The following is an 11,059-nucleotide window of genomic DNA, read 5'->3' on the forward strand; positions in this document are numbered from 1 at the left end:
CACAGCGACCGAATCACCCCAACGAGAAGCCAAGTCCTATAACCCGACGCCAAGTTCGGTACGACAACGGCTTCTAAGGTCGGCACGGATCACCCACACCACCCATGAAGCAGAACGCCTCAACCAGCCGTCCTCTGCCGGTACTTCTTCATCGAACATGCGTCGGTCTCACTCGCGGGCCCAGGCGCTGGTGGGATGGTGAACCACCACACCGCTGAAGGGCTGGGCGCACCGTGCCGATCATCGTCTTCGACAGCAATCCGCTCAACAGGCAACACCCCGACAGAAGCCGCAACTTCGATGTGCTGCGTGCGCTGAAGGCCGCTGGCTATACGGTTGCCGTTCCGCGCATGGTGTTGACCGAGCTCACCGCGCACGGTGTCGCCGGTTGGGCCGACGACCGGGCCAAAGCCATCAGCGCCATCGAGGCCGTCAACGGCCACGGCTGGCAGACCATCGCGGTGCCCGAACCCTTCAAGACACAGGCCGCAGCCCGTCACTGGGAGCAGAAGCTCACGGATGTCCTCGACGTTCTGGAGACCCCCGAGGGAGGCGCCGAGGAAGCACTGCGCCGCGAGGCCTTCCGCCTCAAACCCGCGAGGGCCGCGAAAGTCGCCGGCAAGGACACTGCCATCGGCGCGCGCGACGTCGCGATATGGCTGACAGTCGCAAAACTGCTGCACGACACTGATGAAACGGTGTACTTCGTAACCAACAACACAAAAGACTTCGGCGACGGCACGTCCCTGGCTGCCCCCATGGACCAGGACGTGCACGGGGTCGCCCACCGACTGCACATTCTCGCGGACTTCGCGGCGGTCATCGAGAACTTCGCGAAGCCGTTGAGCAAGGACGATGACACAGCAAGGTCCGAGGTGCTGGAGCTGCTGTCCGCCGGATCGGCGCGCGACCTCATCCAAGCGGCTGCCTATGCGGCCACCGACCGAGGGATTCACGGTCACCGTGGCAGCCACCGTCTTGTCGTCGGGGACGAGGGCGTCCTGTATGCAGTGGCTCACGACCTCCGTTGGCTCACCGAGCCCACAGCGCTTCTGCGAAGCGTCGACAACATGGCCGGCCACCAGATCGACGACCGTGTCTGGTACACGGCAACGGCGGATTGGCTGCTCGTCGGCATCGAGACCCCCAGGTATGAGCAGCCCGGGGTACTCGGCGGATTGCGGCCGGTCGTTGCCCAATGGCGGACCCGGCTCCTCATGAGCACCACACGAGAAGAACCACCGACGATCCTGGACGACAGCCTGCAAAGGCCGCTGGACCGTGCCACCCAAGAAAGCGATGACCCGTCGGTGCGGCAACTCCTGGAGAAAGCTTCCTTGATTGCCCAGGAAGACGGGCCTCCGGTGTGGTTCCCTGTCCGCCGAAGGGAATCGCGTCTCGGCGAGGATGGATAGGCCCCGTCCACGGACGGGCGACCGGCGCTGCCTGAGCCCGCACGTGATCCGCCGTCATCCGCGTGTCGAAAGGGCAAGACCGTCATGGTCCCTTCTGGGGAGAACAACGACATAGCCGTTGAGCCGCCGGCCCAAAGCATTGACGCCCCCCGTCCCGAGCGGCGTCGCCTCTCCCTCGCGGTCGTCCTTCTCAGCACCGCGCTGGTCGTGGTCGGGGCTGCACTGGCCGTGGTCCTGGCCATAGGAGGCAACCCGTTCAGCGCCGATGCGAACTCGCGTTGCAGCGACGCAAAGGCAGCCGCCAAGCAGTACACGGACAGCCGCGGCCCCATGCCGAAGGAGTCCGACTACCCAATGACGTACGGCTTCAAGCGGCCGGAGTACGAAAAAGCCCTCAGCGATTGGAACGTCGGCGTTCTGAACAGCTCGAACATCATCCTCCGGTACCAGGACTGCTTCACTCCGCACGAGGTCGGTCAGGCCCAAAGCTGGGTCGACATCATCAACCGGAAGCAGTAGCTGGGGTCGATTGCGTACGGCGCACATGGGGAGTCCAAACGATGCCGGTCATGTTCCTGACCGAGGAACAGCGCCACAGCTACGGCACCTTCACCGCAGTGCCCGACGACGCGCAGTTGGCCGGGTACTTCCTCCTCGACCGCGACGCCCGCCGACGCGCGATGGCCTGCCGCGGTGCCCGCTCGCAGCTCGGCTATGCCGTCCAACTCGGGACTGTGCGTTTCCTCGGCACCTTCCTCGACGACCCCGAGCACGTCCCGTCCGCAGTGGTCGAGTACGTCGCCGGCCAGCTCGGACTCGACCCGGCCGCGCTGGCCGGGTACGGGGCGGAGCGGACCCGGTGGGACCACCAGCAGGCGATCAAGGACGCCTACCGCTACCAGGATCTGGCCGGGTCGGCGTGGTGGAAGCTGTCGCGGTGGCTGTGGGACCGCGCCTGGTCCGGGAACAAGCGGCCCATCGCGCTCTTCGACCTCGCCACGTTGTACCTGGTCGAGAACAAGGTGCTGCTGCCCGGTGCGACCGTGCTGGAGCGGCTGGTCTCCTCCATCCGGGAGCGCACCGCGCGCCGTACCTGGCGCGTCCTGGCGGCCGCCCCGGCTGAAGCTGAACGGGCCGAACTGGAGGCGCTGCTGCGGGTCGAGGGCCGTCGCCGCACCTCGAAGCTGGACCGGTTGCGGCATTCCCCGCGCGAGGTCTCCGGTCCCGGGGTCGGCAAGGCGCTCGACCGCTACCTCGAACTCGATGCCCTCGGCGCGACCGGCTGGAACCTCACGGCGATACCCGCCAGCCGCCTGCACCAACTCGCCCGCTACGCCTGCACCGCCCGCGCCCAGGCCGTCGCCGACCTCACCCCCGACAGACGCACCGCCACCCTGGTCGCGTTCGCCTCGACCATGCGCACCACCGCCGCGGACGAGGCGATCGAGGTGTTCGACCTGCTCATGGCCGACCTCGCCCGCCAGTCCTCCCACCGCGCCGTGAAGACCCGGCTGCGTACCCTCGGCGACCTCGACGCCGCAGCGCTGCTGCTGCGCGAGGCGTGGATCACCGTCACGCACGCCGCCTCCGAGGTCGGCACGGACGTGCGCGTGGCTCTCGACCTGCTCGACCTGGCCGCCGTCCACGACGCGGCCCGCACCGTACGCGAACTCGCCCGTCCGCAGGCCGACACGCTCGCCGGCGAACTGCAGGCCCGCTACCGCACCCTCAACCAGCCCCTGCGGCGCCTCGCGAAGACGATGGACCTGACCGGCACCGACGAGGCCGGGCCCCTGCTGGACGCGCTGGCGTTCCTGCCCAAGCTGGAACGCACCGTCGCCCGCGCCGGCAAGGCCGCCGCCCAGCCGGCGCTGTTCCCCACACTGCCGGTGGACCACCTCGGCCCGACCTGGCGCGAACGCGTCTTCCCCACCGAAGGGGAACACGCCGGAGCGCTCGACAAGCGGGCCTGGGTCGTCGGCACCGCCGAGACCCTGCGCGGCGCGCTGCGCCGCCACGACGTGTTCGTCCCCGGCCTGACCAAGTGGGGAGACCCGCGCACATCACTGCTGGACGGTGCCGCATGGGAGGCTGCCCGGGGGCGGGTAAGCCGCAGCCTCGCCTTGAACCCCGAACCCGGCCCGGACCTGGAACGCTGGTGCGCCGACCTGGACGGCGCGTACCGCCGGTTGGCCGACGGCATCGCGGACAACCCGCACGTGCGCATCGAACAGCGCACCGAGAACGGCCGCTCCCGCGACCATCTGGTGCTCACCGGCCTCGACCGGCTCGCCGAACCGGCCAGCCTGCTCCACCTGCGCAGTGCCGTGGACGCGCTGATCCCCACCGTCGACCTGCCTGAACTCCTCCTGGAGGTCCACGCCTGGACCGGGTTCCTCGACCACTTCACCCACGTCGGCGAGCAGAGCACCCGCGCCGAGCACCTGGTCACCTCGCTCGCGGCCGTCCTGGTCGCCGAGGCCTGCAACATCGGCATACAGGCGATGGTCGCCGAGGACGAACCCGGCCGCTCCCGCGACCAACTCTTCTGGGTCGAGCAGAACTATCTGCGCGCCGAGACCCTCCGCCTGGCCAACGCCGCCCTCGTCGATCACCAGACGAAACTGGAGATCGTCGGCGCGTGGGGCGGTGGCGAACTCGCCTCCGCCGACGGGCTGCGCTTCGCCACCCCGCTGCGCGTCCTCAACTCCGGCCCCAATCCGAAGTACTTCGCGACCCGAGGGATCACGCTCTACAACTACCTGTCCGACCAGTACAGCGGCATCAACCAGATCGTCATCCCCGGCACCCGCCGCGACAGCCTCTACCTCCTCGACGGCCTCCTCGACCAACCCACGTCGCTGAACCCCGTGGAGATCGCGACGGACACCGCGGGCGCCTCGGAAATGATCTTCGGGTTGTTTCGGCTGCTGGGCTACCAGTTCTCCCCGCGCCTGGCCGACGCCGGACACACCGCCCTCTACCGTGCCGACGCGGACGCCGACTACGGCCCGCTCAACCCGCTCACCACCGGCCGTCTCCGGCTCTCAAGCGTCCTGAACCACTGGGACGACCTGCTCCGCCTTGCCGGGTCGCTGCGCGAAGGCACCGTCCGCGCCTCGCAGATCCTGCCCGTCCTCGCCGGCGGCGGCCGCCCCAGCCCCCTCGGCCGCGCCGTCATCCAGATCGGACGCCTGGACCGGTCCGCGTTCCTGGCGCGGTACCACCACAGTGAGTTGTTCCGCCGAAAGATCAACACGCAGCTGAACCGGCAGGAGTCCCGCCACGAGCTCGCCCGCCGCATCTTCTACGGGCAGAAGGGCGAACTGCGCCAGAAGTACACCGAAGGCCAGGAAGACCAGCTCGGCGCCCTCGGCCTCGTCCTCAACGCCTGCGTGCTGTGGAACTCCGTCTACATCCAAGAAGCCGTCAACCAACTGCGCGCCCAGGGCCACCACATCGCCGACGCCGACCTCGCGCGTCTTTCCCCTCTTGGGCACGACCACATCCGGATGATCGGCCGCTACCACTTCACCCTTCCGGCCGACCTCGCCGCCGGACGCCTGCGGCCGCTGCGCAGCGAACGCAGCGAGACAGCGGTCAACTGACCGATCCGTCGCCGTCCTGCGGACGCAGCTCTGCGAGCAGGCGCCGGACCTGCTCGTGCGATACCCCGCAGAACGCCGCGATCCGCCGCAACCCCCACCCCTCATCCGCCGCAGCCGCCATCGCCTCCACCCGCGCAGCGTCCAACGCCCCCGTCAACGCGCCCCGCAACTCCTCCACCAACCGCAACCGGACCGCGGGCGCGAGCTCTTCGAGCTCGGCACAAAACCGCACCACATCCGATCGCAGGAACCCCACCCGAGGATCGCCGATCTCGTCCATCCGGCCGAGGGAACACGCCTCCCATAGCGGGTGTCAACTCATGTGACACCAAACTGCAGTCTCTGTTCCGTTCCTACTCGACCCCCTTCTCCAGGTCGGGTGACCGCGTTGACGTCGGTCTGGGTGCGCATTGAGTGGGTGCGGCCCGCTGCGCATAGAGATGCGTGTGGTCATCGGGTTCGGCGTCGGCCACGGTGCGGTCGAGCCACTGTCCGAATTGCGGGGTTCTTGGCCGGGCTCAATCCCGGAGAGGTGGTCGGCACGACGGAGTTGCTGGAGCAGCCGTTCACCGCGACCTGGGACGCCTGCCGCCGCCGGCTTGCCTACTCCGGCCCGCGCATGTCCTGACTGACTGTGGACTGGCGAGCCAGAGGGCTTCGGTGCCTGGTCGAACTGTACGCGGCTGGCGACGGTGAGGAAGCAATCCAGCCTGCGGATGCCCCCCTTCCTGTCAGGCAATTTGCCGTTGGCCCGCCGGGGTGCCTCTATGTCTTTCGTCAAGCGAGGCGTGGGTGGGGAGCCGGTGCCGTCGCCGACGGTGACCAGCAGGACGGCGGCGGTCCTGACCCCGGTCCCGGGCATCGAGGTGAGGACCGAGGAAAGAGGGTGGGCCTCCAGCAGGGCCGCGATCTGTGCTTCCAGCGCTTGTCGTTGCTCGTGGACGGCGGCGAGGGAGCGGGCCAGGGACGGGATCACGCTGTCCAGGCTCGCGGTGCCGGGGATGACGACGGTCTGTTCGCCCGGGGTTGTCGAAGACGTCGTCGATCAGGCGGGCGGCCATGCGCGAGCCTTGGGAGTGGACCAGTTCGACGAGTTTGCGGCGTCCGGCCTTGCGCAGCGCGGCCGGGCAGCTGTGGCGTTCCAGGAGCCTGGTGACCGCGGGGCGGTCCAGACGAGGACGCGCTCCAAGCCGGGGTGGAACTGGGTGAGCAGGCTGCGTATGCGGTTGCTGGTGCGGGTGGCCTCAGCGGCGAGGTCCTGGTCGAAGCCGACCGCCTCGCCCGGGTAGAGGTCCGCGATGCGGCGCATCCGGCGATCCTCTTGCAGGACCGCGGAGTGCCCACGGCGCGGAACACGTCGAGCCGCCGGGAGCGTCACTCGCCGTGTCGGGGTTCGGCAAGGAGCGAGGTGATCAGGGGGAGCAGCGCGGGGGGTTCGTCGGTGCGCCAGGTCAGGACTTCGCGGACGGGGGGCGCGTCGGTGATGGTGAGGAAACAGATGCCGCGGACGGGCCGGTTGTCGACGAGGGAAGCGATGATCACGCCGACGCCGCGTCCGGCGAGGACTTGGGCGGCGATTTCGTCGAGGGATGTCCCGGTGTGGGTGAACGACCATCCGCCCGTGGGATCGGTGGCGTTGGCGAACTTCGCGGCGAGTTCCGGGGAAAGACGACGTGGCCAGCCGATGACGGGGTATCGGGTGAGGGCGGCGAGGGTCACGTCGGGTTGCTCGGTGAGCGGGTGGTCGTGGGGCACGATGGCCGCGAATCCAGTGTGGGTGAGCGTGCGTGAGGTGACACCGTCGGTGGTCGGGGTGTCCCAGCCGAGGGCGGCGTTGACGCGGCGGTGCCGGAGCGCGACGGGTTGTGCCGGGGTGGGCATGCTGCGCAGTTCGACGGCGCCGGGGGGTAGTTCGCGTACCAGGTCGAGGAGCGGGCCGGCGTGGTCGCGGGCGTAGGCGAGGACGATGCCGTCGGGCGTTTCCCGGGCGAGTTTGCGGCCTGCCGCGTACGCCTCCACGACCGCATCGTGGGCTTTGCGCGCCAGGGGCTGGAACCGGGTACCGAACGCGGTCAGCGTGACCGTCCGCGTGGAACGGTCGAACAGTGTGCCGCCCAGTTCGCGTTCGAGCCGCCGGACGGACTGGCTGACCATCGGCTGCGACACGCACAGGCGCTGGGCGGCGCGGCCGAAGTGGAGTTCCTCGGCGACGACGAGGAACGATTCGAGGTCCCGCAGGTTCATGGGCCTCCCCGATCGGGTGCCGAAGCTCGGGGCCCGGGCGCGTGGCGCGCAGGGACTCCTGGTGGAACCACCGATGCTACGGCCGCCTTCCGGTTCAACCCAGCCCCGGCGACGAACGCCACAGTCCCCGCCCGCCCTCGTGGTGCGACCGGACAGGGACTGTCCCTCCCTCTCCGCTGCTCCCGTCGCGCAGAGGGACACCGCGGTGCGCCGAGGCGGCGGGATCAGGCGGGGATCGGCTCGGGCACGGCCCGGAACGGCACCGAGTGCAGGCTGCGGACGGTGAGGATGTTCTCGTAGCGGATGTCGCCGGCCAGCGCGTACTCCGGTGCCGCCTTCAGCAGCTCTTCGAGCACGACCTCGACCTCTACGCGGGCGAGCTGCGCGCCGATGCAGTGGTGCACGCCGACCCCGAAGCCCAGGCGCTGGGTGATCTGCCGGCCTACATCGAACCGGTCCGGGGCGTCGAACACCCGCGGATCGCGGTTGGCTGCGGCAAGGAGCAGCAGGGCGCGGTCGCCGGCGCGCAGAGTCTTGCCGTGGAAGGTGACATCGCGGGTCACGGTGCGCATCACTGCCTGGACGGGGCTGACGTAGCGGACCAGCTCCTCGACCGCGCCCGGGATCATGGCAGGGTCGGCGACCAGGCGGGCGCGCTGCTCGGGTGCGTGGGCGAGCGCCACGATCGAGCCGCCGAGCAGTGTGGTCGTGGTGCCGTGGCCGCCGTTGAACAGTGCGCGGCCGAAGCCGGCGATCTCTCCGTCGGTGAGCTGTTCGCCGCCGACCTCGGCGGCGATCAGGTCCGAGACCAGGTCGTCGCGCGGTGCCGCGCGGCGTTCCGCGATCGCGCGGGCGAAGTAGGCGTCGAGGGTGCGGACGGCGGCGGTGCGGCGTGCGGTGAAGTCCGGGTCGTCGGGCTGTACCAGCACCATGTCGACGGTGGCCTCGGCCAGTTCGTCGACGTACTCGCGTTCCACGCCGACCATGTCGGCGATCACGATGCCGGGCAGCGGGATGGCCAGGTCTCGGGCGAAGTCGGGGGCGTCGCCGTTGACGAGGCGTTCGATGCGCGGCCGCGTGAGTTCGCGGACCCGCTCCCGCATCTCCTGCATGCGGCGACGGGTGAACGCGCGGCTGACCAGGGTCCGCAGCTTGTTGTGTTGCGGCGGGTCCATCATCACAATGCTCGCCGAACCGCGCTTGCGGGCCTCCGAGCTCCCCTGCGTCTCCCCGTAGACGTTGCCGTCCGCGGACGAGAACGTCTGCCAGTCCAGTGTGGCCGACCACACGTCGTCGAAACGCGACAGCACCCAGATATTCCGCGGCTCGCACCAATAGGCCGGCTCCTCTTCCAACAACCAGTGATAGCTCGGGACCGGATTGTCGAAAATCGCCGGATCGAACGGGTCGAATGCCATGCGCAATTCCCCTCACGCGCCGCCCGGGCCGGGCGATGGGGCCGAAGTGGTCTTGCTACTATGCAAGTTCCCTGAGGGCGCCGCGGTCAAGGACGTATTTCTTCTCAATCCATAAGCAGACCCAATCAATCTCCTCCAGGCCGGTCGGCGGAAATTCTCGTCAAATGTTGCGCGGTCCTCGCGATGCATGCCAGCATGCCCGGGCTGCGGTCAGCGCATTCGAGAATCCATTTTTTGACCAGGAGGATCCGTATGAGCCGCAACCTTTGGCGCGTCGAGGTCGACCGCCACACCTGCATCGGATCGGGGCTCTGCGTCGGCAGCGCACCCGACGACTTCCACCTCGGCCTCGGTCGACAGTCTCAGCCGCGTCTGGAGGTTGTGGAAGCGTCCGACGCGATCCTGGAGGCGGCGGAGAACTGCCCCGTCGAAGCCATTCTCCTCGCCGACGCGGCCGACGGCGCGGTGCTGTTCCCACCCGAGTGAGCGCGTCGGCTCGGATGGAAAGTCTGGATCGGTGAACGACACGATCCTGCCGCCCGGAGGCGTGCGGCCGGCATCGACATCGGTCCGACGCCCGTTTCGGGCGTACTTCCGTTCTCTGATCGACCTGCAGGCGGCGCGATCGGAGTCCCGCCGCGCGGGCCGTCCCCCCGTGGAAGCCGGGCACGGTCTACGCGGACAAGGCGTATGACAACCCGCTCGAAGGTGGTTGCGCGGTCGGCGGATCGCCCGCGAGGGCGGGGACACCTCGCGGCGGCTGTGTCGGCACCGCTGGGCGGATCGGGCGCCCAACCTCCTGGCTTACCGGCTACCGCCGCCTGACCATTGGCTACGAACGCTGATCCGACCCATTTCTCGTGTCCCTCACCCTCGCGGCAGCCCTCTCTGCTTCAAGGACCTTCGACGCCGTATCACGTGGGCCTCGGTCCGAGGAGATCCTCGCCGTCTCCCTGGTCATCAACCGCTCGGCCGCACTGGCGTGCCCGATGACGTTGCCGGGCGGTGCGCTACTTCGCCGGTCCTGAGTCGTCGTGGACGACCGGACAGAGCATCGCCGTGGGCGGCGGCAACGAACTGCGCAGCGCGCCGTCGTTCGAGAAGCTCGCCCGCGCAACCGTCGGCGACGAGGCCGTGGATGCGGCGCTCGTCGGGCGGTTCCCCGCCGGTGTCTGACATCGACGACCTCGTGGATGAGGACCAAACTCCCAACGTGCCAGGCGGGGCCCGCCTCTTAGACGGGGCCCACGACTCATTGGAGCAATATGTTCACACCACTCACCCCTGCCCTCGTGGCCGGCGCAACCGGGAGGCAGAGCAGTGCCATCGCCAGCCGCTTGATCAAGGCAGGTGCGGCCGTTCGGGTCTTGGTCCAGGACCCGAGTGCCAGGGAAGCCGCAGCCGTCGCGCTGCTCGGCGCCGAACTCGTCACCGGCGACTTGCGCAAGGCGGTCGACGGAGTACGTTCCGTCTTTGCCGTCCAGACGCCCGGCGTCGGGCCGGTCTCGGTGGCCCCCTTGATCGACGCCGCACGGAACGAGGGTGTGGCACAGTTCGTGCTCACCTGGGACTGCGGCACCGAGCCCGCGACGGCGCAGCGGAACCGGGAGACCGAGCCCGCGCTCCGGGACCGGGTCCGCGAGGCGGGATTCGCGCACTGGACACTCCTTGAGCCGGCCCTCCTCATGGAGAACTTCCTCCCCCCGTCGCCCCTTCTCCCGCAAGATCCTGGGCTCGATCCGGTGACTGCCTGGAAGTCCGACACCGAAGTCAGCCTCACCGCCGTCGCCGACATTGGCGCAGCCGCCGCTGCCGTGTTCACCGCCCCGGAACGGTTCCACGGTACGGAACTGGACCTGGCCGGCGACCGCCTGCCCCGGGCGCGGATCGCCGAAATCCTCTCCCGCGCCGCAGCCGGGCCGTCCGCAGCGAGCCAGTCGACCGCCCCGCCCGTGACAGCCGTGCACAGCGAGAACGACCCGGCGAGTCCCGGAATCCCCCTGACCCGCTTCGCGGACTGGGCTCACAGGCGGCTGCGAACGGCGACGCTCGAGGAACGGGTCCAGCGGCTGGAGGACCGGGCCGCCATCGTGGAGCGGGTCATCACCTACGCACCGTCCATCGACCGCAAGGACTGGCAGGCGCTCGCCGCGTGCTTCACCGATCCCTTGGTCCTCGACGCCTCCCGGCGGGGCGCTCCGGCCGGGCGATACAGCCGGGAGGCATACATGGAACGCATGCAGTCCGGTCTCGGTCAACTCACCGAGACGCAGCACATCAGCCCTAACCACATAGTCGAGTGGGCTTGATCCACTTTGACGGACACCTTGGATGAAGGGCACGCGCCCTCGAGAGGATGTCCATCATGGAGAGC

General features: G+C 69.1%; 9 protein-coding genes and 2 pseudogenes. 7 read left to right on the forward strand and 4 right to left on the reverse strand.

Going from position 1 to position 11,059, the window contains the following annotated elements:
- Positions 1-233 precede the first annotated feature (233 nt).
- From ACRX5S_RS40750 to ACRX5S_RS40760, 3 genes are all read left to right on the forward strand, one after another.
- Positions 234-1,415 (forward strand): PIN domain-containing protein, encoded by a 1,182-nt coding sequence (locus ACRX5S_RS40750; protein ID WP_436778352.1) that lies wholly within the window; start codon positions 234-236, stop codon positions 1,413-1,415.
- 84 nt (positions 1,416-1,499) lie between these two features.
- Positions 1,500-1,934 (forward strand): hypothetical protein, encoded by a 435-nt coding sequence (locus ACRX5S_RS40755; RefSeq protein ID WP_436778353.1) that lies wholly within the window; start codon positions 1,500-1,502, stop codon positions 1,932-1,934.
- 41 nt (positions 1,935-1,975) lie between these two features.
- Positions 1,976-5,023, forward strand: coding sequence for a Tn3 family transposase (locus ACRX5S_RS40760; RefSeq protein WP_436778354.1), 3,048 nt, complete (start codon positions 1,976-1,978; stop codon positions 5,021-5,023).
- Here ACRX5S_RS40760 and ACRX5S_RS40765 read toward each other — a convergent pair.
- From ACRX5S_RS40765 to ACRX5S_RS40780, 4 genes and pseudogenes are all read right to left on the reverse strand, one after another.
- The gene (locus ACRX5S_RS40765; protein ID WP_436778355.1) at positions 5,016-5,303 is read right to left on the reverse strand and encodes a hypothetical protein; all 288 of its coding nucleotides are present in this window, start codon (positions 5,301-5,303) and stop codon (positions 5,016-5,018) included. The two genes, ACRX5S_RS40760 and ACRX5S_RS40765, sit on opposite strands and share 8 nt — an antisense overlap.
- 498 nt (positions 5,304-5,801) lie before the next feature.
- Positions 5,802-6,332, reverse strand: a pseudogene (locus tag ACRX5S_RS40770) (IS110 family transposase); the annotation flags it as partial.
- A gap of 65 nt (positions 6,333-6,397) precedes the next feature.
- Entirely contained in the window at positions 6,398-7,267 is an 870-nt protein-coding gene (locus ACRX5S_RS40775) for a LysR family transcriptional regulator (RefSeq protein ID WP_436778356.1), read from the reverse strand.
- Positions 7,268-7,491: 224 nt separating this feature from the next.
- A complete protein-coding gene (locus tag ACRX5S_RS40780) occupies positions 7,492-8,685 on the reverse strand; it encodes a cytochrome P450 (protein WP_436778357.1) in 1,194 nt (397 codons plus the stop codon).
- 252 nt (positions 8,686-8,937) lie between these two features.
- On the opposite strand from ACRX5S_RS40780, the gene ACRX5S_RS40785 reads away from it, so the two are divergent.
- From ACRX5S_RS40785 to ACRX5S_RS40800, 4 genes and pseudogenes are all read left to right on the forward strand, one after another.
- The gene (locus ACRX5S_RS40785; protein WP_436778358.1) at positions 8,938-9,171 is read left to right on the forward strand and encodes a ferredoxin; all 234 of its coding nucleotides are present in this window, start codon (positions 8,938-8,940) and stop codon (positions 9,169-9,171) included.
- Between the two features lie 191 nt (positions 9,172-9,362).
- Positions 9,363-9,527, forward strand: a pseudogene (locus ACRX5S_RS40790) (IS5/IS1182 family transposase); the annotation flags it as partial.
- A gap of 163 nt (positions 9,528-9,690) precedes the next feature.
- Complete coding sequence (locus tag ACRX5S_RS40795; RefSeq protein ID WP_436778359.1) at positions 9,691-9,861, forward strand: hypothetical protein; 171 nt, start codon at positions 9,691-9,693, stop codon at positions 9,859-9,861.
- Positions 9,862-9,950: 89 nt separating this feature from the next.
- Complete coding sequence (locus ACRX5S_RS40800; protein WP_436778360.1) at positions 9,951-10,994, forward strand: NmrA family NAD(P)-binding protein; 1,044 nt, start codon at positions 9,951-9,953, stop codon at positions 10,992-10,994.
- The last annotated feature ends 65 nt before the right edge of the window (positions 10,995-11,059 follow it).

This window comes from Yinghuangia sp. YIM S09857 (genome assembly GCF_051388915.1).
In the GTDB taxonomy this organism is placed as follows: Bacteria; Actinomycetota; Actinomycetes; order Streptomycetales; family Streptomycetaceae; genus Yinghuangia.

What these genes read in the sequence shown, in the direction of transcription:
- ACRX5S_RS40765 (WP_436778355.1), bottom strand. Translation starts at nt 5,303, where the DNA reads ATGGACGAGATCGGCGATCCTCGGGTGGGGTTCCTGCGATCGGATGTG.
- ACRX5S_RS40780 (WP_436778357.1), bottom strand. Translation starts at nt 8,685, where the DNA reads ATGGCATTCGACCCGTTCGATCCGGCGATTTTCGACAATCCGGTCCCG.
- ACRX5S_RS40785 (WP_436778358.1), top strand. Translation starts at nt 8,938, where the DNA reads ATGAGCCGCAACCTTTGGCGCGTCGAGGTCGACCGCCACACCTGCATC.
- ACRX5S_RS40775 (WP_436778356.1), bottom strand. Translation starts at nt 7,267, where the DNA reads ATGAACCTGCGGGACCTCGAATCGTTCCTCGTCGTCGCCGAGGAACTC.
- ACRX5S_RS40755 (WP_436778353.1), top strand. Translation starts at nt 1,500, where the DNA reads ATGGTCCCTTCTGGGGAGAACAACGACATAGCCGTTGAGCCGCCGGCC.
- ACRX5S_RS40800 (WP_436778360.1), top strand. Translation starts at nt 9,951, where the DNA reads ATGTTCACACCACTCACCCCTGCCCTCGTGGCCGGCGCAACCGGGAGG.
- ACRX5S_RS40760 (WP_436778354.1), top strand. Translation starts at nt 1,976, where the DNA reads ATGCCGGTCATGTTCCTGACCGAGGAACAGCGCCACAGCTACGGCACC.